Genomic DNA, 20969 nt, shown 5'->3' with positions numbered 1-20969 from the left:
CTTAAGCCAACCTCTTATTCTTGAATTTTTCTTTCAAACGCCTAACAGGCACACTATCCATAAAGTTGGCACCAATCGCGACAAACAATAATAATGCATTGATTGGCCACATGCCGATTGCAGCAGGAATGTCCCCTTCTTCAATTGAAGATTTGGTTGCACTGATTGCTAAGAAGTAAGTCAGATAAATCAGGATTGCCGGACCTATTTTTGCAAAACGACCTTGTCGTGGGTTAACTGCTGACAGCGGCACAACGAGCATAGTCAATAATGGAATACAAAGCACCAGTGACATACGCCACTGCAATTCAGCCTTGGCACGATTATCTTGATTTCCAATAAGGTCAATAGTTGGAATCGCTTCCCACTCTCGACCTTTTCTCTCTACTTCACGCTGACCAATTAAGCCTTCATACTCTTCAAAATGCGTCACTCTATAGTCAAGGCGAGTAGGCACACCTTCATGACGAGTACCATCGTACATCACAATAACTTGGCGGCCATCGCTCAATTCTTTTACGTCTCCCGACTTAGAGAACATCACACTAGGAAGCACTGAGTCACGAGGTCGCATTTGAGAAACGAACACATTGTCTAATTGATTGCCATCGATACCCTCGATAAACACAACAGAAGAACCATCGGGAGTCCTTGCAAACTTGCCTTTTGGTAGTAAATCGACGCTGTTCTCTGCAGCTACTTCCTCATACATTTGTTCTACTTTATCTTGTGACCATGGAGACAGCCAAAAGGAGTTAAAAGCAGCGACAGTTGCGGTAATCAACGCCAAATAAAGTGCTGACTGGATAAGGAATTTATTACCAATACCAGTAGCGTTCATCACTACTATTTCACTTTCTGCGTAAAGACGACCAAAAGTCAGCAAAATGCCGATATAGATACTGAGTGGAAGCATCAAGAGCCCCATCGCTGGCATATTTAAACCCACGATCGATAATACAAGGCTTGCAGGAATATCACCATCAGAGGCATCCGCTAAAACACTGATGAACTTTTGGCTGAGAAACACAAGAAAGAGAACAAAAAATATCGCGAATTGGCTCTTGATTGTCTCTCGGATCAAATATCTAACAATAATCACGCTCAAATTACCTATACAAAACTTGTTTTTTTGATTGAATCACTATAATTTCCCGTTGAACCTTTTATTTTTTAAATTTTTAGCTAAGTGTTAACGTTCTTCTTTAAGGTCAGTTCCATTATAGGATCCAACAAGTAAGAACCCATTATCCAACATTTAGTTCGATTTGTCTTCAGGATGTAGGAGTACGCATGGAGTTCAGTGTAAAAAGTGGCAGCCCAGAGAAGCAGCGCAGCGCATGTATCGTTGTCGGTGTATTCGAACCGCGCCGCCTTTCTCCAGTAGCCGAGCAGTTAGATAAGATTAGCGATGGCTATATTAGTTCACTGCTTCGTCGCGGTGATCTAGAGGGTAAACCTGGCCAGATGCTACTACTGCATCAAGTACCTGGTGTACTTTCAGAACGAGTTCTACTTGTAGGCTGCGGTAAAGAACGTGAGCTAGGCGAGCGTCAATATAAAGAAATTATCCAAAAAACCATCAGCACACTAAACGAAACGGGTTCTATGGAAGCAGTATGTTTCCTTACTGAACTGCACGTTAAAGGTCGTGATACTTACTGGAAAGTTCGCCAAGCGGTAGAAGCGACTAAAGATGGCCTTTACACTTTTGATCAATTCAAGAGTAATAAACCAGAGACTCGTCGTCCACTACGTAAACTGGTATTCAACGTACCAACTCGTCGTGAATTGAGCCTGGGTGAGAAAGCGATCTCTCACGGTCTTGCGATTGCTTCTGGTGTGAAAGCGTCTAAAGATCTAGGCAACATGCCACCGAACATCGCAAATCCAGCTTACCTTGCTTCTCAAGCTCGCCGTTTAGCTGACGATTATGAGACAGTGAAAACTAAGATCATTGGCGAAGAAGAGATGGAAAAGCTGGGTATGACGTCATACTTAGCGGTAGGCCGTGGTTCTAAGAACGAATCTATGATGTCTATCATGGAATATAAAGGGGCTGCTGATCCAGATGCAAAACCGATTGTTCTAGTCGGTAAAGGTCTGACTTTCGATTCAGGCGGTATCTCACTTAAGCCTGGTGAAGGCATGGATGAGATGAAGTACGACATGTGTGGTGCTGCATCGGTATTCGGCACAATGAAAGCACTGGCGAAACTTAACTTACCAATTAACGTTGTCGGTATTCTTGCGGGCTGTGAAAACATGCCAGGCAGCAATGCTTACCGCCCAGGTGATATCCTAACGACTATGTCAGGCCAAACGGTTGAAGTGTTAAACACGGATGCTGAAGGTCGCTTGGTTCTATGTGATGCGCTTACTTACGTTGAACGATTTGAACCAGACTGTGTTGTTGACGTTGCAACACTCACTGGCGCGTGTGTTATGGCATTAGGTCACCACATCAGTGCTGTACTGTCTAACCACAATCCACTATCTCACGAGTTAGTGAATGCTTCTGAGCAAGCAAGTGACAGAGCATGGCGCATGCCAATGGCCGATGAATACCATGAGCAACTAACGAGCCCATTTGCAGATATGGCAAATATCGGTGGCCGTCCTGCAGGTACAATCACAGCAGCATGTTTCTTATCTAAATTTGCTAAAAAGTACCACTGGGCACACATTGACAGTGCTGGTACTGCGTGGAAATCAGGTGCAGCGAAAGGCTCGACAGGTCGTCCTGTCTCAATGCTAGTCCAATTCCTATTGAACCGCAGTGGCCAAGAGACTGAAGAACAATCTTCAAAATAATGAAAAGGGCCTACGGGCCCTTTTTTAATAAGCGCTATTTGTTAGAGTCTGTTGACCAACTAAGATTGATAGCCACGATTTTCAGTTCAAGTTTCGAGTATTCAGTATGCAGACTGCTACGTTTTACATTGTGTCTCCAGACAGCCCGCAAGCCAGCGAAGAAGGTTTTGCTCACTATGTGTTGTTTCTTGCGCAGCATTTTGCAAAACAAGGCGCTAAACTTTACCTCAACTGTAACGATAAAGATCATGCTGAGCGTATCGCTGAAGTTTTTTGGCAGGTAGAGCCTACTGAATTTATCGCGCACAACTTGGTAGGCGAAGGTCCAAAATATTCAACGAATATTGAAATAGGCCATCAAGGAGTCAAACCTAATTGGAACCGCCAATTGGTAATAAATCTGGCCGATAATCATACAACCTTTGCGAACGCCTTTGCTCAGGTGATAGACTTCGTTCCTTGCGAAGAAAAAGCTAAGCAACTCGCTCGAGAAAGGTATAAAATTTACCGTCAGGCTGGATATCAGCTACAAACTATCGAGATTCAACATCCATAGTCAAACCTCATAGTTAAAGCTATCTTTGGATTTAGATTCAAGAAGCTTCACTTATGAAGTTTGACCACGATTAACCATTCACAGTATCCGTTATAAGAGCACTATGGAAAAGACATACAACCCAACATCAATCGAACAAGCTCTGTATAAGACTTGGGAAGAGAAAGGCTACTTTAAGCCACACGGTGACACATCAAAAGAAGCTTACAGCATCATGATTCCGCCACCGAACGTCACTGGTAGCCTACACATGGGTCACGCGTTCCAAGATACGATCATGGATACGCTTATCCGTGCTCAACGTATGAAAGGCAAAAACACGCTTTGGCAAGTGGGTACTGACCACGCAGGTATCGCAACTCAAATGGTTGTTGAGCGTAAGATCGCTGCTGAAGAAGGCAAAACAAAACACGACTACGGCCGTGAAGCTTTCATCGACAAGATCTGGGAATGGAAAGGCGAATCAGGTGGCACGATCACTCAACAACTTCGTCGTCTTGGTGCATCTGTAGATTGGGATCGTGAGCGATTCACTATGGATGACGGCCTATCGGCTGCGACTCAAGAAGTGTTTGTTCGCCTATACGAAGAAGACCTAATCTATCGTGGTAAGCGTCTAGTAAACTGGGATCCTAAACTGCACACTGCAATTTCTGATCTTGAAGTTGAAAACAAAGACAAAAAAGGTTTCATGTGGCACTTCCGCTACCCACTAGCGAATGGTGTTAAAACCGCTGATGGCAAAGACTACATTGTCGTAGCGACTACACGTCCTGAAACCATGCTTGGTGATACAGGCGTTGCAGTTAACCCTGAAGATCCTCGCTACAAAGATCTTATCGGCAAAGAAATCCTGCTTCCTATCGTAAATCGTCTTATCCCTATCGTAGGTGATGAGCACGCTGACATGGATAAAGGCACGGGTTGTGTGAAAATCACGCCAGCTCATGACTTTAACGATTACGAAGTGGGCAAGCGCCATAGCCTACCAATGATCAACATCCTAACGTTCAACGGTGATATCCGTGATGCGGCTGAAATCTTCACAACTAACGGTGAAGAAAGCGATGTGTATTCAACAGAGCTTCCAGCTAAATACCAAGGTATGGAGCGCTTTGCCGCTCGTCGTGCAACGGTTGCTGAATTTGAAGAGCTAGGCCTACTTGAAGAGATCAAAGATCACGATCTAACCGTTCCTTACGGTGACCGTGGTGGCGTAGTTATCGAACCAATGCTGACCGACCAATGGTACGTGCGTACTGCGCCTCTTGCTGCTCCAGCAGTTAAAGCCGTTGAAGATGGTGAGATCCAATTCGTACCTAAGCAGTACGAAAACATGTACTTCGCGTGGATGCGTGACGTGCAAGATTGGTGTATCTCTCGTCAACTTTGGTGGGGCCACCGTATCCCAGCATGGTACGACAACGATGGTAAAGTTTACGTAGGTCGCACTGAAGAAGAAGTTCGTGAAAAGAACAACCTTTCACCGGTCATTGTTCTTAAGCAAGACAACGACGTTCTTGATACCTGGTTCTCTTCTGCACTTTGGACGTTCGGCACACAAGGCTGGCCTGAAGATACTGAAGCAATGAAAACATTCCACCCATCAGAAGTACTAGTATCTGGTTTTGATATTATCTTCTTCTGGGTTGCTCGTATGATCATGATGACTATGCACTTCGTGAAAGACGAAGATGGCAAGGCTCAAGTACCTTTCAAAACAGTTTACATGACGGGCCTTATCCGTGATGAAAACGGCGACAAGATGTCTAAGTCGAAAGGTAACGTACTTGACCCAATCGATATGATTGACGGCATCGGCCTTGAAGAGCTAGTAGAAAAGCGTTGTGGCAACATGATGCAACCTAAACTGGCTGCTAAGATCGAAAAAGCAACACGTAAGACTTTCGAAGATGGTATCGAACCATACGGTACCGATGCACTGCGTTTCACTCTTGCTGCTATGGCTTCAACTGGCCGTGACATCAACTGGGACATGAAGCGTCTTGAAGGTTACCGTAACTTCTGTAACAAGCTATGGAACGCAAGCCGTTACGTACTGATGAACACAGAAGAGCACGATTGTGGCATGTCACTATCTGTTGAAGACCGTGCAAACATGGAATTCTCTCTAGCAGACAAGTGGATTGAATCTCAGTTTGAAGTTGCTGCGAAAGAGTTTAATGCTCATCTAGACAACTACCGTCTAGACATGGCAGCAAACACGCTTTACGAATTCATCTGGAACCAATTCTGTGACTGGTACTTAGAACTAACTAAACCTGTTCTTTGGAAAGGCACTGAAGCTCAACAGCAAGCGACTCGTTACACGCTTATCACGGTTCTAGAGAAGACTCTACGTCTTGCTCACCCAGTTCTTCCTTACATCACTGAATCTATCTGGCAGAGCGTTAAGCCGCTAGTAGACGGTGTTGAAGGCGAGACAATTATGACTCAAGCGCTTCCTCAGTTTAATGAAGATAACTTCAATGCTGAGATCGTTGACGATATCGAGTGGGTTAAAACTTTCATCACCGCTATCCGTAACCTACGTGCGGAATACGACATTGCCCCAAGCCAAGGCTTAGAAGTAATGATCAAAGTCGCTGATGAGAAAGATGCAGCTCGTATCGAAGCAAACAAGATCGTTCTTACTTCTCTCGCTAAGCTAGACGATATTAAAGTTCTTGCTACTGGTGAAGAGACTCCGGCGTGTGCAACTAAGCTAGTTGGCAAGTCCGAGCTGATGATCCCAATGGCTGGTCTTATCGACAAAGATGCAGAGCTTGCTCGTCTAGATAAAGAAGTGGCTAAGACTCACGGCGAAATCAAACGTATCGAAGGTAAACTGGGTAACGAAGGTTTCGTTGCTAAAGCACCAGAAGCGGTTATCGCGAAAGAGCGTGAAAAGCTTGAAGGCTACCAAGAAACTCTTGTTAAGCTAGAAGAGCAAAAAGCGACTATCGCTGCGCTTTAAAACTAATTGAACGAGAAGGCTTCAAACTTCTCGCTCTAAATAGAAAGGTTGGTCTTCATGACCAACTTTTTTTATACCTATCACTCCAAGCCTTATCGTCAGTCACTTATTTATTGATAGGTTTCATCTATCGAATTAATCCCTATAACCCATTTTAACTAATGATAATAATTCTCAATAATAGCTCTATCGAAACAACACAACGATTGAGTAATTATCATGAAAAAGACACTAACCTTTGCTGCATTACATTTTACTATCGCATTTAGTGTCGCTTACGTACTAACAGGCGACATCTTAATTGGTAGCTTAATCGCCATGATTGAGCCCTCTGTGAATACTGTTGCCTTCTATTTTCATGAAAAGGCATGGGCTCAAGTTCCAGCGCTCAAAGCTCGTCATTGGATGACTAAATTAAAAACAGCAAGCTTCGCGACTATACACTTTAGTGTTGCCTTTACCGTTGTCTACTTATTGACTGGAGATGCCTTCGTTGGTGGTGTGATGGCAACGTTAGAACCCGCTTTGAATACCGTGGCTTACTACTTCCATGAGAAGGTGTGGTTACGAAAAGCAGAAAGCCAAGCAGCACAACCACTGTTTTGTTTGCACCAACATGCTTAATCACAATATATTGGGTCACTGATGAGTAACCCATTTTATAGGCAGAACATGGAACAGATTGCTAACATCACCATTCGCTCAATTGAATTAGAAGATAATCCAAGCATTGCTAACGTAATTCGCCAAGTCTCTTATGAGAACGGGCTAACTGAAGATAAAGGTTATGGTGTGGCTGATCCCACCTTAGAAGACATGTTCAGTGTTTATAACAATGAAAGATCTCAATATTGGGTGATTGAACTTGATGGAAAGGTTGGTGGTGGTGGTGGATTTGCACCACTAGCAGGTATGCCAGAAGTCTGTGAACTGCAAAAGATGTACTTCTTGCCAGAAACCAGAGGCAAAGGCTTAGCGAAGAAGTTGGTTAATATGTCGATGGAGAAAGCTAAGGAACTGGGCTATCAACATATGTATCTAGAAACGACCGAATGCCTTAATGCCGCCGTTAAACTGTACGAAAAGTTGGGCTTTGAACACCTTGATTCGGCTTGGGGAGAAACAGGCCATGACGCTTGTGAGGTTGTCATGGCCAAAACGCTATAATGTGTTTTTCAAATAGGGTTAGCGTCGGCAGTTCATCAGATGACAAGCAAGTGAGCGAATTGATTCCTTACGTAACGGGCTAATTAAATAACCGCTAACTACGCAAAAAATTGCTGACGCAAGAAGTTGGGTTCAAGGCAACAAAAGAACTCTCTTCTTGCCCATCAAGTACCACTTCTAATTGATATAGATGCTTAGGGTTAGGATTCTCAATATCAAAAATGATCGGTGCCTCAACCTGGAATACGACGCCAGTATGTTCTGCTCGCACATCAATCGGCATCACGAGAGTCATACCATTAAACTTGATTGATGCCGATATTAACCCCGGCTTTAGCGTTTGATAGATAACATCAACTTTAAACTCACAGCCACCACCGTGATGCCAGATTTGCTCGGTGACGACTTGCTCAAGCTTGACGTTACGAACGAACTGAAGATATGGAGCTTGCCAGATTCCGATACGAGAATCTGATTTAGCGACGACCTGTGAAGAGATAGAGTCATCCATATCCTCTTCAAGCAACAGGCTTTCCTCTTCTTCAAGGAAAAGGATCTCAAAACGATTTCGACCAAGCTGCATATAAGGGCGGATGTCTTTACGATATTCGGCTTCGCTGCCATCACAGTCAAACACGGCAACGCCATTGAGTCGTACTTCGGCAAAGTAGTCAACGCCGGCCACAACTAACTCAACAAATGGGCACGCCAACATGGCATCATCCACTTCGATGTCATGCATTAAGTGCCACTCTTGCTCTGCGATTTCCTCTTCACTCAGGTTATCAGGGAGCTTAGAGCTTAACGGAGCAGGAAAGGTAATGTCATCTTGTGGGATTGAGAGATCCGTCAGTGGCGAAATTTGCCAAAGACCATCGAGAGGTAGCCGCATGTCATTCCTTGAGCTAGATCAATTTTGACCGCATTATAATGAATGAATGCATATAAAGACATTTATTTTTCTGAGGACAAAAAAATGCCAGCTCAAGGCTGGCATTTTTTAAAACTGGGAGATATTACTCTTCGTCTTCATCATCTTCGTCAGGGTAGATAGCATCTTCACCTTCGTAGTAAGTGCCCCAACCGTCGTAGATAATGTCAAACTTCTCTGCAAGATTTACAAGCTTTTCAACTTGCTCATCAATCGCTTCTGCGTTCAGAGTACACTGCATCGTTGCATCACAACAAAGTAGCTTGTTGCCATCTTCGTCTTCTGTCTCTTCAGCTTCAAGCACTTCAAAACCCATTTTGAATGCTTCAACAACGGCTTTCTCAAGTACTGCGAAATCTTCAGCGAATAGGTGATGCTCGATATCGTATAGAGCTTCAGGATCGCTACCATCTTCGATTAGTGCTTCAATGATGTCGCGAGTCTCTCCTTTTTGAAATTCAATTAATTCCGCTACTGATAGATATTCATCTTCGTGAGACATGTGTCTGCTCCAGAGTGTTGACTATGAAAAGATCAAATTTGATTGCCACGAAATATGGCACGGATCGCCTAGAAAAGCCACCTAGATCAGGCGCAGAAGAGTAAGTTTATCGCTAGATAACAGAAGGGATATCAATTAAAAAGTGAAATCAAAATCACAGAAACAAATTTTCAACATATTATTAACTATCGTGTGTTTTAGCATTTCATTTTTATTGTTACTTTTAGCCTTACTCCCTCAGAATTGAGTGGTTAGTCATATCAGATGCATACTGCCGATCACTTCATCGATGCATAAAATCTCACTTATAAATAAGTAACTGCATAAATTTTGAATGAAAAATCACGTTCACCAAGCAAAGTGGATTATCAAATCACTGAAATTAGAGCATAGATCCGCAAAAAGTTTGTTCCAGAACTCAGCATTTCGGTTGGATTTTAATATTAACAATCCCAAAAAACTCAGCATTTAAAACCAAAAATATCAAAATAACATAACCTTTACAAAAGTTTCAAAACTTGCATATTACGAACAAGCTTGTCATAAATATACACTGGATTAATAGTAAGGATGCAAAATGAGTAAGCTGTACGTTGGCTCCGAAGTCGGTCAATTAAGACGAGTTCTCCTAAATAGGCCTGAAAGGGCACTCACCCACCTCACCCCTTCTAACTGTCATGAGCTACTCTTTGATGATGTACTTGCAGTAGAAGCAGCAGGTGAAGAACACGATGCCTTTGCGACAACACTTCGTGACCAAGACGTTGAAGTGTTATTACTGCATGACCTACTGGTTGAGACACTCGCTGTAGCACAAGCTCGTGAGTGGCTGCTTAATACTCAAATCTCTGATTTCCGTTACGGCCCTACATTCGCGCGTGATTTAAGAGAGTACCTTGCTCAAATGGACAATGAGCACTTGGCGACGATCCTACTTGGTGGTTTAGCCTACTCTGAGCTTCCTATTAAATCTTCTTCAATGCTACCGAAGATGCACCGCCCACTTGATTTCGTTATTGAGCCGCTACCTAACCATCTATTTACCCGCGATACTTCTTGCTGGGTTTATGGAGGTGTCTCTCTTAACCCTATGATGATGCCTGCTCGTCAACGAGAAACGAATCACTTGCGAGCAATATATCGCTGGCACCCTGTATTCGCAGGACAAGATTTCATTAAGTACTTCGGTGATGAAGATCTTCATTACGACAACGCCAATATTGAAGGTGGAGATGTACTGGTTATCGGTAAAGGCGCTGTTCTTATCGGTATTTCAGAGCGTACCAAGCCACAAGGTGTCGAAAACCTAGCTGCGAGTTTATTCAAGTCCGGTCAAGCTAAAGAAGTGATTGCGATTGATTTACCGAAGCACCGCTCTTGTATGCACCTTGATACGGTCATGACGCACATGGATATCGACACATTCTCAGTCTATCCAGAGATCGTTCGCAAAGACTTGGACACCTGGCGCTTAACGCCGAAAGAAAATGGCGAAATGCGAGTAGAGAAAGCTGAAAACTACCTAACAGCGATTGAAGGCGCACTGGATCTCGATCAATTGAAGATCATCACAACTGGTGGTGATAACTACGAAGCTGAACGTGAACAGTGGAATGACGCTAACAACGTACTGACGGTGAAACCGGGTACGGTTATCGGTTATGAGCGTAATGTTTACACCAATGAGAAATACGACAAAGCAGGTATCGAAGTTCTGACGATTCCGGGCAATGAGCTGGGTCGTGGTCGCGGTGGCGCTCGTTGTATGAGCTGTCCTATCGAAAGAGATGATATCTAAGTCAAAGAGCTCCGTTAAACCGACACAATAACTTATTTAGGCCAGTATTCATTTACTGGCCTTTTTTATTAAATAAATAAAATAAATATTCACAAATATAGCATTTTTATGTTTAACTAAGTTCTTCATTGATTCTATATACGCAAGGAGCGAGAGATGGCCTTTAATCTTCGCAATCGTAACTTTCTAAAACTTCTCGACTTTACTCCTAAAGAGATTCAGTTTTTACTCGACCTGTCTGCCGATCTAAAAAAAGCAAAGTATGCAGGTACAGAGCAGAAGAAGCTCAATGGTAAAAACATCGCTTTGATCTTTGAAAAAGCATCAACTCGAACACGTTGTGCTTTTGAGGTAGCCGCCTTTGATCAAGGTGCTCAAGTTTCTTACTTAGGTCCTTCTGGCTCTCAGATTGGTCAGAAAGAATCAATGAAAGATACAGCGCGTGTATTAGGTCGTATGTACGATGGTATTGAATATCGTGGTTTTGGCCAGAGTATTGTCGAAGATCTTGGCGCTTATGCGGGTGTGCCGGTTTGGAATGGTCTAACCGATGAATTCCACCCAACTCAGATCTTGGCTGATTTCCTGACTATGATCGAACATGGTCGCGGTAAACATCTGCATCAAATCAGTTTTGCTTACCTAGGTGATGCACGTAACAACATGGGTAATTCTCTGCTAGTAGGTGCAGCAAAAATGGGCATGGATATTCGCCTTGTCGCGCCTAAAGCGTTCTGGCCAGAAGAGCAACTTGTCGAAGAGTGCCAAGCTATTGCACAAACTACAGGTGCAAAAATCACGCTAACTGAAGACGTTGCCGAAGGCGTGAAAGGCTGTGATTTCCTTTACACCGATGTTTGGGTTTCTATGGGTGAAGCGCCTGAAGCTTGGGACGAACGAGTAGCAGTAATGACGCCTTACCAAGTGAATATGGATGTCATAAAGCTCACTGGTAACCCTCAAGTGAAGTTTATGCACTGCTTACCTGCTTTCCACAACAATGAAACCGTGATCGGCCAGCAAGTTGCAGACAAGTATGGAATGAACGGCTTAGAAGTCACTGACGAAGTGTTTGAGTCTGACTACTCAATTGTATTTGATGAAGCAGAGAATCGCATGCATACCATCAAAGCAGTAATGGTTGCGACACTGGGCCGATAGCGAATACTGAAAGTAAACAAAAGCTTGATGTAATCGCTTGCGCTCACAAATTGAAAGCGTATAATTCTCGGCAATTTGTCTGAGAGTAGTGAAAATGACGCCAAGCAATGTTGTGATAAAACATAATAAAATTGTGAAAACACCAAATATTGCTCGCAAGCTAGCATGCTTGCCAGGCCGTCTATTCTGCTTTTCAGTACTTTTTTAAAGCCTCCCATTATGGGGGGCTTTTTTATGGCCAATACATTATTGTGGGGAAGAAGATCATGGCGAATACGCTCTATCAAAAGCACATCATCTCAATTCCAGAGCTTTCTCGTGAAGAGCTAGAATTAATTGTTCAAACGGCAGGTCAACTTAAAGCTGAACCAAACCCAGAACTCATCAAGAACAAAGTTGTTGCCAGCTGCTTCTTCGAACCTTCAACACGAACTCGTCTCTCTTTTGAAACGGCTATTCAGCGCATCGGTGGTGATGTGATTGGTTTCGATAGCGGTGGTAACACGTCACTGGCGAAGAAAGGCGAAACGCTAGCAGACTCAGTACAGGTTATCTCTTCATACGTTGATGCTTACGTAATGCGCCACCCTCAAGAAGGTGCTGCGCGTCTGGCTTCTGAGTTTTCTAACGGTGTACCGGTTATTAACGCAGGTGACGGCGCAAACCAACACCCAACACAAACGCTATTAGACCTATTCTCTATCGCTGAGACACAAGGCCGCCTAGACAACCTCAACGTTGCATTCGTTGGTGACCTTAAGTACGGCCGTACGGTTCACTCGCTGACTCAAGCACTAGCGAAGTTCGACAACATCTGTTTCTACTTCGTTGCTCCAGAAGCACTGGCGATGCCTGACTACATTTGTGAAGAACTGGATGAAGCGGGTATCAAGTACCAACTACTGACAGACATGGAAGATGTGATTCCTGAGCTGGATGTTCTGTACATGACTCGAGTTCAGAAAGAACGTTTTGATGAATCGGAATACGCGCACATCAAATCAGCGTACATCCTGACGGCTCCGATGTTGGACAATGCACGTGACAACCTTAAGGTTCTGCATCCTCTGCCTCGTGTTGACGAAATTACGATTGATGTTGATAAAACGCCTTACGCTTACTACTTCCAGCAAGCAGAGAACGGTGTTTATGCACGTGAAGCACTGCTAGCCCTTGTTCTTAACGAAACGCTGTAGAGGAGAGATATCATGTCTAAAGAGACTCAATTAAAAGTTGAAGCAATCAAGAACGGAACGGTTATCGACCATATCCCAGCCAACATCGGGATCAAGGTACTCAAACTGTTCGACATGCATAACTCTAATCAGCGAGTGACGATTGGCCTAAACCTACCTTCTTCTGCACTAGGTGGAAAAGACCTACTCAAGATTGAGAATGTATTTGTCACCGAGGAGCAAGCGAGTAAGTTAGCCCTTTACGCTCCTCACGCGACGGTTAACCAGATCGAAGATTACGAAGTGGTTAAGAAATTGGCACTAGAACTTCCTGAACAAATCAACGATGTGTTCGAGTGTCCAAACACCAACTGTATAACGCACAATGAACCCGTTGAAAGCAGCTTTAAGATCTTTGAGAAGAAAGAAGATATTCGATTGAAGTGTAAATACTGCGAAAAAGTCTTCTCTCGTGAGATCGTGACAGAAAGATAACGTCATACGGCAACACCGATCGAACGCAAAAACTATTCAATACCTCGCCTGTGCGGGGTATTTTGATCTTTACCTATCCAAAGTTTGAAGGCACACTGAAAATTGATTTTTATCCAATAACTGATGGAATAAACCAATGACTAAAGTACTTCACACAGAATCTGCTCCAGCTGCAATCGGCCCATACGTACAAGGCGTTGACCTTGGCAACATGGTACTGACTTCTGGTCAAATCCCAGTAAACCCAGCAACTGGTGAAGTATCTGCTGATATCGCAGAGCAAGCTCGCCAATCTCTAGACAACGTTCAAGCGGTTGTTGAAGCTTCTGGCCTGACTGTAAAAGACATCGTAAAGCTAACGGTATTCGTTAAAGACCTAAACGACTTCGGCACAGTAAACGAAGTTTACGGTAAGTTCTTTGATGAGCACGGCGTTGCAAACTACCCTGCACGTTCATGTGTTGAAGTAGCTCGTCTACCAAAAGATGTAGGTATCGAGATCGAAGCTATTGCGGTTCGCAAATAGGTTTTACTCTCTTGAGTAGACGGTTCTAGTAAACGAATAGACATAATTAAAGCTGAGCGTTTATCAGATACAAAAAAGGTTGCCCAATTGGCAACCTTTTTTATTGTTCATCATTTCGCTTAGATGATTACTTCTTATTAAGCTCAACCACTTCTTTGTCTAACTCTTCAAGCTTCGCAGCCATCTGCTCACGAGCTAGGTTAGCCAGTTGACGAACATTAGACTTATCGTAATCTTCAGTGTTGATTGGTGGCAGCATTTCAACAATCACATGACCATTGTTCCAACGGTTCAGCTTCACGCCACCTGTTGAGCTACACACGATAGGGATAATAGGTAAGCCAGCGCCAATCGCAGCATGGAACGCACCCGTTTTGAATGGCAACAAACCACGACCACGAGAGCGAGTCCCCTCAGGGAACATCCAAACTGAAACATCACTCTCTTTAAGGCTAGTAACCACTTGGTCGATCGTACCTACCGCTTTGCTGCGGTTAGCTCGGTCAATTAGGATGTTACCCGTCAACCAGTACAGCTGACCAAAAAGAGGCATCCACGCTAGGCTTTTCTTACCTACTGTCACAACTTTAGGTGTTACCGCTGATGAAATCGTGAATAGATCCCAGCTATTTTGGTGGTTTGCAACGTAAACGTGTTGGCCACGAGAGTAAGCATCTTCCGGGATACGAAGCTCTAACTTCATACCAAAGATTTTCGACATGCGACCGAAATAACGACCAAAGGTAAATACGTGTTTCGGGTTGCGTGGGCTTAGTAAACAGTAACCACACCCAAATACAAACATAAGAATCGCAAATGTCGCCACTGCGAAAATACGTAATATTGCTATCATTTTGTTCCTCACAACCGCCAAGTTGATTCATCTATTCGCACAAAATAGGCAACAGATTCACTGGCGGTAAATACAACTATAAAAAAGCCGAAACCAAGGTTCCGACTTTTATGTTTTCATCTTACTGATTCATGAATCTACTAACCTAAGTTAGTTCGACTCACTAAATCGTGTAATGTTTGCGCCTAAGGCTGACAATTTATCTTCAATCTTATCGTAGCCACGATCGATGTGATAAATACGGTCAACGATGGTTTCACCTTGAGCAATACAGCCAGCAATAACAAGACTCGCAGATGCACGAAGGTCTGTTGCCATTACTTGAGCACCGCTCAATTTATCCGTGTCACCACAGATAGCAGTGTTGCCTTCGATCTCGGCTTTTGCTCCCATTCGCTGTAATTCAGGAATGTGCATAAAACGGTTTTCAAAGATAGTCTCAGTGATAACACCACTGCCCTTCGCCATCATGTTAAGCAGAGTAAACTGTGCTTGCATGTCGGTAGGGAAGCCCGGGTGAGGTGCCGTTACGATTTTCACCGCTTTCAGCTCACGACCCGTCATATCAAGGCTGATCCAACCTTCGCCCGTATCAACCTTCGCACCCGCTTCTTCAAGCTTCGCTAAGGCAGCTTCAAGAAGATGAGCGCTGGTGTTGCGACAAACCACTTTACCGCCAGAAACCGCAGCAGCAACCAAGAAAGTACCGGTTTCAATACGGTCAGCAACTACAGAGTGTTGGCCACCACCAAGACGCTCAACGCCTTCGATAGTAATCGTATCTGTACCTGCGCCAGAAATTTTAGCACCTAGTTTGTTAAGGAAATCAGCCGTATCAACAATCTCAGGCTCGCGCGCTGAATTGTCCAGAACAGTCGTTCCTTCAGCGAGTGTTGCTGCACACATGATAGTAATGGTGGCGCCCACACTTACTTTATCCATCACGATGTGCGCGCCTTTCAAACGGCCATCAACACTTGCTTTCACATAACCATCTTCCAACTTAATGGTCGCACCTAGTTGCTCTAGGCCATGGATATGCAGATCAACAGGTCGAGCACCAATTGCACAACCGCCAGGAAGTGACACTTGGCCTTCACCAAAACGAGCGACTAAAGGACCTAAAGCCCAGATAGAAGCACGCATTGTTTTTACTAAATCGTAAGGTGCACAAAATTCATTAATTTCGCTGCCATCAACATGAACACTGCCGTTACGTGATACTTTTGCGCCTAAACGCTTAAGCAGTTCCATCGTAGTATCGATGTCACGTAGGTGAGGAACATTACTTACTTCCACAGGCTCTTCAGCAAGAATTGAAGCAAATAGGATTGGTAGGGCTGCATTTTTTGCGCCTGAGATCGTCACTTCGCCGCTTAGCGGCTTATCCGATCCAATAACTCGAAACTTTTCCATCATAAACCTTAAAGTGACATCAGTTTCTTATCACGTTCCCACTCTTCCGGCGTGAATGCCTTAATAGAAAGAGCATGGATATCATTGCGTTGAATGTATTCCATTAGTGGGCCGTAGATTAGTTGCTGCTTCTTAACTCGATTCATGCCGTCAAAACATGGATCAACCGCAACAACCTCGTAATGACTGCCTTCACCCTTCACGATAATTTCCTGAAGGTTCAGAGCCTCTGCTAATAATTCTTGTACTTTTGTGCTGTCCACAAATAGCTCCTGCCTAATTTTTTATGTGTTCTGCCATCATTGGCTGGATATTGCTCAATTGGAACAAGGTTCGTAATTGTTCTGGCACGAAACTGAGCATTATATGACAGTTTTGATTTTTTGCATGCTCTAATAAGTGAATTAACATCACCATTCCTGCTGAATCGACTCGATTTATATGGCTAAGGTCAATTTCAACGCTCGATTCCGTCGTTTGCCACTTTTCCAATATACGCCAGATTGCCGGAACACTGTCTCGGTCTATATCACCAAGAAGCTGATATTCTTTAGAGCTTAGCGCTTGCCATTGAGAATGGCTCATTATTTATTACTCTCAAAACGAATCGGTTGAGAAGCCAGTTTCTCAAGTTCGTCGGCTACTTGTAAGATACCTTCTTGACGAATCTTAGTGTTCCACTCAGACTTCTTACTTGATAGCAGGCTTATACCTTCGGCAACCATATCAAACGCCTTCCACTCACCTGACTTCTTATCTTTGCGCAGCTTAAACTCAAGGTTAATATTTGGTCGCGGCGTATCGATGATATCAACCTTAATACTGGTAATACGGCTATCTGCTTTAACTGTTGGTTCTGGACCAAATTTAATCGTCTGATCTGTATATTGAGTCAACACTTGAGCATAAGAAGAAACGAGGTATTTACGAAATGCATCGATAAATACGCGCACGTCTCCTCTATCAGCACCTTTCAAGTTCGGCCCTAACAACTTCAGCGCTGCATATTGAGCATTCACATAAGGCATCAACTCTTCTTCCACGATGACCTTCAGTAACTCAGGGTCTTGCTGGATATTCTCTTGCTCGTTCTTCAAACGAGCGAAAGCCTCTTCTGCAACTTGAGTCATCATCTGATAAGGCTGAGTTCGGTCAATCGGTTTTGCCGAAAAAGCTGGAGTCGACATCAGTAAAGCGACTGCTGCCAGAAACCATATTTTCAATAAGTAATTAGTCTTCATTAAATTATTCGTCTTTAACATGAGCCTACTCCTTAGCTTCGCTATTATCAGAGCCACCGACGCTATACAGCACTTGGCCAATCAAATCTTCTAATACTAATGCCGACTTGGTGTCTTCGATAGAATCACCATCAACCAACATCTCTTCATCTTCAAAGATGAAGCCTGGAACTAAGCTGATGTACTGCTCACCGATCAAGCCCGACGTTAAGATTTGAGCACTAGAGGTATCAGGAAATTGTGAGTACTTCGCATCAATAGACAGTTCAACCACAGGAAGGTAGCTCTCAGTATCAAGTTCAATACTTTGAACTCGACCAACAACGACGCCCCCCACCTTTACTGGTGAGCGAACCTTTAGGCTGCCAATATTGTCAAAGGTCGCTTTTAGGTTATAAGTATGGTTTGAACCTATACCTTTTACGTCAGCGACTTGAAAGATCATGATTAAGATTGCGCAAATTCCGGCAATAACAAAGGTGCCGACCCATAATTCTAATTTTCGAGTTTGTTGCATGATTAATTCCCAAACATCAATGCGGTAAGAACAAAATCTAGCCCTAATACCGCTAGAGAAGAGTGTACTACTGTGCGTGTGGTTGCCTGACTAATACCTTCGGATGTCGGTACTGCATCATAACCATTAAAAAGTGCGATCCAAGTTACGGTGATAGCGAAGACCATGCATTTGATCATACTGTTACCAATATCACGGCCAAGCTCAACGGAAGACTGCATCGCAGACCAGAAACTGCCGTGGTCAATACCTTTCCAATCCACACCGACTAACTGAGCCCCCCAAATCCCGACCGCCATAAAGATCATAGCGAGCAACGGCATAGAAATAAGGCCAGCCCAGAGACGAGGTGCAATAATGCGTTTAAGAGGATCAACGGCCATCATTTCAAGGCTAGAGATCTGTTCCGTTGCTTTCATTAAGCCGATCTCAGCCGTTAACGCTGAACCCGCGCGGCCGGCAAATAGTAGTGCAGTGACCACAGGGCCCAATTCACGTAATAGCGAGAGCGCGACCATTTGCCCAAGGTTACCCTCTGCGCCATAGTCGATTAATACGACATAGCCCTGCAGGCTGAGTACCATGCCAATAAACAAGCCCGAAACTAAAATGATAGCCAATGACTGAACGCCAACGCTATAAAATTGTTTAACTAATAGAGGGAAGTTTTTTAGTTTCGGGATGCCAAACAAAGCCCCAAATAGCATTAGGCTTGCTCGACCAAATGACTCACAGATCGCAAGTGCACGCTTACCGACACCCGCAATAGTTTTAGCAATCATATTCAAACAAATCCTTTTCTAAGCTATTTGCAGGAAACCTAAATGGCACAGGGCCATCCGATTCACCTTGCAAAAATTGCTGCACTCTTGGGTCGCTGTTGTTGTACAACTCATCAGGAGAACCTGCAGCAATAATTTTCCCATCAGCCATCAGATAAACCCAATCAGCAATGCTCATCACCTCAGGGACATCATGAGAAACGACAATAGAGGTTAAACCCAAAGCTTGATTGAGGTTACGAATCAACTCAACCAAAACCCCCATGGTGATTGGGTCTTGGCCAACAAAAGGCTCATCATACATAATAAGTTCTGGGTCCAACGCGATCGCACGGGCCAACGCCGCTCGTCTCGCCATACCACCAGACAACTCACTCGGCATTAATTGCGCCGCGCCTCGCAACCCTACCGCCTCAAGCTTAAGCAATACAATGGTACGAATGAATTTTTCGTTAAGTTCAGTGTGCTCTCGCAAAGGAAACGCCACATTATCAAAGACATTCAGATCCGTGAAAAGTGCCCCCGATTGGAAAAGCATGCTCATTTTCTTGCGTGCTTGATATAGCTTTCGACGTGGCAATGCAGGGATGTTGTCGCCATCAAACCAAATTTCACCTTCATCTGGTGGTAATTGTCCACCAATCAGACGTAATAAGGTTGTTTTACCGATCCCTGACGGCCCCATGATCGCGGTTATTTTTCCTTGAGGAACCTCTAAACTGATGTCATCAAAGATAATTCGTTCACCGCGTGAGAAGCTGAGATTCTTAACTTTCACAAGCTCAGTGTTCAACATACTTTTGTTGTTTCCTTGCTTTAAAAACGCCAATTATGGCTGCAATAATAATGAGTCTACTTTAGAATTAAAAGCGCTGTTCAATTAATTATTAAAAACAGAAAACAAAGGCAGGGATTTGAAAGCATTGAGAAATTCGTTCTTCCTCAACATTTCTTTACCACTAACTGGTAATTAATTTGTAGAGTGACTTCCCTTTTATCTAGCAACAAGTCAAAATTAGCGGTTAATTCTCCGTTTATTTTTTAATTTGTAGGAATCATCATGCTTGAAGCGATTGCGTTTCTTATTATCGGCCTAGGTTTTTTGGTGTGGAGCGCAGATAAGCTGGTCTACGGTGCCGCTGCTCTGGCTCGCAACTTCGGAATTTCACCACTAGTTATCGGTATGACAATCTTAGCAATGGGATCTTCAGCTCCTGAAATGATGGTTTCTGCGACAGCAGCCCTTGATGGTAAAACAGATACGGCGGTAGGTAACGTTTTAGGCTCGAATATCGCCAACATCGCACTCATCTTAGGTATTACAGCGCTTATCAAACCGCTATCAATTAGCTCAGGCGTGATTCGCCGTGAACTACCACTAATGATTGGTGTCACTCTATTGGCAGGCGCACTACTTTGGGATAACCACTTAGGTTTCTACGAAGGCGTGTTGTTGTTTGTTCTTTTCGCCGCCTTTTTGTTTGCCATGCTACAAATCAGCCGTAGCGAAAAAAAGAATGGTGATGCCTTTCTTGACGAACAAGAATCTGAAGTTCCTGAAGGAGTGAGCAACCCTAAAGCCGCAATGTGGGTGGTGGTTGGTCTGATTATTCTGCCTCTAGCTGCCAACATGTTGGTTGATAACGCGGTTGTTATCGCGAAGTTCTTTGGTATGAGTGACCTTGTGATTGGTTTAACCATTATTGCCGTTGGCACAAGTTTACCTGAACTTGCAGCATCACTAGCCGGTGTTATGAAAGGTGAAGATGATATGGCCGTGGGTAATATCATAGGCTCAAACGTATTCAACATCCTTGCTGTGATGGGTATCCCGGGCATCCTAAACCCTTCAATCTTGAGCGAGTTTGCAATGGGTCGAGACTTCTGGGTAATGCTAGGCGTATCGCTACTTCTTGTAATCATGGCACTAGGAAAATCTCGTAGCGTGAATCGTATCGAAGGCGGCGTGTTAATCGTGACGTTTGTGGCATATCAAAGTTACCTACTAATGAACATGTCGGCTTAATTGTTGATTTAACTTTCCGTACTTGGAGTATT

General features: G+C 43.9%; 22 protein-coding genes. 11 read left to right on the top strand and 11 right to left on the bottom strand.

Annotated features, from left to right (window positions below; translation table 11 throughout):
- Position 1 precedes the first annotated feature (1 nt).
- Entirely contained in the window at positions 2–1102 is a 1101-nt protein-coding gene (gene lptF, locus OCV44_RS01940; RefSeq protein WP_139685413.1) for an LPS export ABC transporter permease LptF, read from the bottom strand.
- Positions 1103–1293: 191 nt separating this feature from the next.
- Here lptF and pepA point away from each other — a divergent pair, with 191 nt between their 5' ends.
- From pepA to OCV44_RS01915, 5 genes are all read left to right on the top strand, one after another.
- Positions 1294–2814 (top strand): leucyl aminopeptidase, encoded by a 1521-nt coding sequence (gene pepA / locus OCV44_RS01935; protein WP_139685414.1) that lies wholly within the window; start codon positions 1294–1296, stop codon positions 2812–2814.
- Between the two features lie 106 nt (positions 2815–2920).
- On the top strand, positions 2921–3370 hold the full coding sequence (locus OCV44_RS01930) for a DNA polymerase III subunit chi (RefSeq protein ID WP_139685415.1): 450 nt from the start codon (positions 2921–2923) through the stop codon (positions 3368–3370).
- Between the two features lie 103 nt (positions 3371–3473).
- Entirely contained in the window at positions 3474–6347 is a 2874-nt protein-coding gene (locus tag OCV44_RS01925) for a valine--tRNA ligase (protein ID WP_139685416.1), read from the top strand.
- A gap of 219 nt (positions 6348–6566) precedes the next feature.
- Complete coding sequence (locus OCV44_RS01920) at positions 6567–6971, top strand: DUF2061 domain-containing protein (RefSeq protein WP_139685417.1); 405 nt, start codon at positions 6567–6569, stop codon at positions 6969–6971.
- A gap of 48 nt (positions 6972–7019) precedes the next feature.
- The gene (locus tag OCV44_RS01915) at positions 7020–7514 is read left to right on the top strand and encodes a GNAT family N-acetyltransferase (RefSeq protein WP_139685418.1); all 495 of its coding nucleotides are present in this window, start codon (positions 7020–7022) and stop codon (positions 7512–7514) included.
- 94 nt (positions 7515–7608) lie between these two features.
- Here OCV44_RS01915 and OCV44_RS01910 read toward each other — a convergent pair whose 3' ends face one another.
- Positions 7609–8406 carry a glycosyl hydrolase 2 galactose-binding domain-containing protein gene (locus tag OCV44_RS01910; RefSeq protein WP_139685419.1) on the bottom strand — a complete coding sequence of 266 codons (798 nt, stop codon included), beginning with the start codon at positions 8404–8406 and terminating at the stop codon, positions 7609–7611.
- Between the two features lie 124 nt (positions 8407–8530).
- Positions 8531–8947: a ribonuclease E inhibitor RraB gene (rraB, locus tag OCV44_RS01905; RefSeq protein ID WP_004735324.1), complete on the bottom strand. Its 417-nt coding sequence runs from the start codon at positions 8945–8947 to the stop codon at positions 8531–8533.
- 577 nt (positions 8948–9524) lie between these two features.
- Between rraB and arcA the strand changes: the two genes are divergently transcribed.
- From arcA to OCV44_RS01880, 5 genes are all read left to right on the top strand, one after another.
- Positions 9525–10745: an arginine deiminase gene (gene arcA, locus OCV44_RS01900; RefSeq protein ID WP_139685420.1), complete on the top strand. Its 1221-nt coding sequence runs from the start codon at positions 9525–9527 to the stop codon at positions 10743–10745.
- A 156-nt stretch (positions 10746–10901) separates the two neighbouring features.
- Entirely contained in the window at positions 10902–11906 is a 1005-nt protein-coding gene (locus tag OCV44_RS01895) for an ornithine carbamoyltransferase (protein ID WP_139685421.1), read from the top strand.
- Positions 11907–12172: 266 nt separating this feature from the next.
- Positions 12173–13102 (top strand): aspartate carbamoyltransferase, encoded by a 930-nt coding sequence (gene pyrB / locus OCV44_RS01890; RefSeq protein WP_139685422.1) that lies wholly within the window; start codon positions 12173–12175, stop codon positions 13100–13102.
- 12 nt (positions 13103–13114) lie between these two features.
- Positions 13115–13576, top strand: coding sequence for an aspartate carbamoyltransferase regulatory subunit (gene pyrI / locus OCV44_RS01885; protein WP_102438168.1), 462 nt, complete (start codon positions 13115–13117; stop codon positions 13574–13576).
- 136 nt (positions 13577–13712) lie between these two features.
- Positions 13713–14102 carry a RidA family protein gene (locus OCV44_RS01880; protein WP_004735319.1) on the top strand — a complete coding sequence of 130 codons (390 nt, stop codon included), beginning with the start codon at positions 13713–13715 and terminating at the stop codon, positions 14100–14102.
- A 127-nt stretch (positions 14103–14229) separates the two neighbouring features.
- Here the strand turns inward: OCV44_RS01880 and OCV44_RS01875 are convergent, their stop codons facing one another.
- The 8 genes from OCV44_RS01875 to mlaF all read right to left on the bottom strand — a co-directional run bounded on the left by OCV44_RS01875 (position 14230) and on the right by mlaF (position 19707).
- A complete protein-coding gene (locus OCV44_RS01875; protein WP_139685423.1) occupies positions 14230–14955 on the bottom strand; it encodes a 1-acylglycerol-3-phosphate O-acyltransferase in 726 nt (241 codons plus the stop codon).
- Between the two features lie 150 nt (positions 14956–15105).
- Positions 15106–16371, bottom strand: coding sequence for a UDP-N-acetylglucosamine 1-carboxyvinyltransferase (murA, locus tag OCV44_RS01870; RefSeq protein WP_139685424.1), 1266 nt, complete (start codon positions 16369–16371; stop codon positions 15106–15108).
- Positions 16372–16379: 8 nt separating this feature from the next.
- A complete protein-coding gene (gene ibaG, locus OCV44_RS01865; protein ID WP_004738686.1) occupies positions 16380–16634 on the bottom strand; it encodes a BolA family iron metabolism protein IbaG in 255 nt (84 codons plus the stop codon).
- Between the two features lie 13 nt (positions 16635–16647).
- The gene (locus OCV44_RS01860; RefSeq protein ID WP_004735315.1) at positions 16648–16956 is read right to left on the bottom strand and encodes an STAS domain-containing protein; all 309 of its coding nucleotides are present in this window, start codon (positions 16954–16956) and stop codon (positions 16648–16650) included.
- Complete coding sequence (locus OCV44_RS01855) at positions 16956–17633, bottom strand: MlaC/ttg2D family ABC transporter substrate-binding protein (RefSeq protein ID WP_211349766.1); 678 nt, start codon at positions 17631–17633, stop codon at positions 16956–16958. The genes OCV44_RS01860 and OCV44_RS01855 overlap by 1 nt, the downstream gene beginning before the upstream one ends.
- 4 nt (positions 17634–17637) lie before the next feature.
- Positions 17638–18129, bottom strand: a complete 492-nt coding sequence (gene mlaD / locus OCV44_RS01850) for an outer membrane lipid asymmetry maintenance protein MlaD (RefSeq protein WP_009847732.1) — start codon at positions 18127–18129, stop codon at positions 17638–17640.
- A 2-nt stretch (positions 18130–18131) separates the two neighbouring features.
- Positions 18132–18911 (bottom strand): lipid asymmetry maintenance ABC transporter permease subunit MlaE, encoded by a 780-nt coding sequence (gene mlaE / locus OCV44_RS01845; RefSeq protein ID WP_009847733.1) that lies wholly within the window; start codon positions 18909–18911, stop codon positions 18132–18134.
- Entirely contained in the window at positions 18901–19707 is an 807-nt protein-coding gene (gene mlaF, locus OCV44_RS01840) for a phospholipid ABC transporter ATP-binding protein MlaF (protein WP_009847734.1), read from the bottom strand. Before mlaF ends, mlaE begins: the two co-directional genes overlap by 11 nt.
- A gap of 264 nt (positions 19708–19971) precedes the next feature.
- On the opposite strand from mlaF, the gene OCV44_RS01835 reads away from it, so the two are divergent.
- On the top strand, positions 19972–20937 hold the full coding sequence (locus OCV44_RS01835) for a calcium/sodium antiporter (protein ID WP_009847735.1): 966 nt from the start codon (positions 19972–19974) through the stop codon (positions 20935–20937).
- The last annotated feature ends 32 nt before the right edge of the window (positions 20938–20969 follow it).

Origin of the sequence: Vibrio tasmaniensis (assembly GCF_024347635.1) — a bacterium.
GTDB lineage: Bacteria > Pseudomonadota > Gammaproteobacteria > Enterobacterales > Vibrionaceae > Vibrio > Vibrio tasmaniensis.
The sequence above is the reverse complement of the archived record's forward strand: the minus strand, read 5'-3'. Positions and strand labels throughout refer to the sequence as shown.

Bases quoted from the DNA above. Each gene is read 5' to 3' on its own strand.
- pepA (WP_139685414.1), top strand. From the start codon at position 1,294: ATGGAGTTCAGTGTAAAAAGTGGCAGCCCAGAGAAGCAGCGCAGCGCA.
- OCV44_RS01930 (WP_139685415.1), top strand. From the start codon at position 2,921: ATGCAGACTGCTACGTTTTACATTGTGTCTCCAGACAGCCCGCAAGCC.
- OCV44_RS01925 (WP_139685416.1), top strand. From the start codon at position 3,474: ATGGAAAAGACATACAACCCAACATCAATCGAACAAGCTCTGTATAAG.
- OCV44_RS01920 (WP_139685417.1), top strand. From the start codon at position 6,567: ATGAAAAAGACACTAACCTTTGCTGCATTACATTTTACTATCGCATTT.
- OCV44_RS01915 (WP_139685418.1), top strand. From the start codon at position 7,020: ATGGAACAGATTGCTAACATCACCATTCGCTCAATTGAATTAGAAGAT.
- OCV44_RS01910 (WP_139685419.1), bottom strand. From the start codon at position 8,406: ATGCGGCTACCTCTCGATGGTCTTTGGCAAATTTCGCCACTGACGGAT.
- rraB (WP_004735324.1), bottom strand. From the start codon at position 8,947: ATGTCTCACGAAGATGAATATCTATCAGTAGCGGAATTAATTGAATTT.
- arcA (WP_139685420.1), top strand. From the start codon at position 9,525: ATGAGTAAGCTGTACGTTGGCTCCGAAGTCGGTCAATTAAGACGAGTT.
- OCV44_RS01895 (WP_139685421.1), top strand. From the start codon at position 10,902: ATGGCCTTTAATCTTCGCAATCGTAACTTTCTAAAACTTCTCGACTTT.
- pyrB (WP_139685422.1), top strand. From the start codon at position 12,173: ATGGCGAATACGCTCTATCAAAAGCACATCATCTCAATTCCAGAGCTT.
- pyrI (WP_102438168.1), top strand. From the start codon at position 13,115: ATGTCTAAAGAGACTCAATTAAAAGTTGAAGCAATCAAGAACGGAACG.
- OCV44_RS01880 (WP_004735319.1), top strand. From the start codon at position 13,713: ATGACTAAAGTACTTCACACAGAATCTGCTCCAGCTGCAATCGGCCCA.
- OCV44_RS01875 (WP_139685423.1), bottom strand. From the start codon at position 14,955: ATGATAGCAATATTACGTATTTTCGCAGTGGCGACATTTGCGATTCTT.
- murA (WP_139685424.1), bottom strand. From the start codon at position 16,371: ATGGAAAAGTTTCGAGTTATTGGATCGGATAAGCCGCTAAGCGGCGAA.
- OCV44_RS01860 (WP_004735315.1), bottom strand. From the start codon at position 16,956: ATGAGCCATTCTCAATGGCAAGCGCTAAGCTCTAAAGAATATCAGCTT.
- OCV44_RS01855 (WP_211349766.1), bottom strand. From the start codon at position 17,633: ATGTTAAAGACGAATAATTTAATGAAGACTAATTACTTATTGAAAATA.
- mlaD (WP_009847732.1), bottom strand. From the start codon at position 18,129: ATGCAACAAACTCGAAAATTAGAATTATGGGTCGGCACCTTTGTTATT.
- mlaE (WP_009847733.1), bottom strand. From the start codon at position 18,911: ATGATTGCTAAAACTATTGCGGGTGTCGGTAAGCGTGCACTTGCGATC.
- mlaF (WP_009847734.1), bottom strand. From the start codon at position 19,707: ATGTTGAACACTGAGCTTGTGAAAGTTAAGAATCTCAGCTTCTCACGC.
- OCV44_RS01835 (WP_009847735.1), top strand. From the start codon at position 19,972: ATGCTTGAAGCGATTGCGTTTCTTATTATCGGCCTAGGTTTTTTGGTG.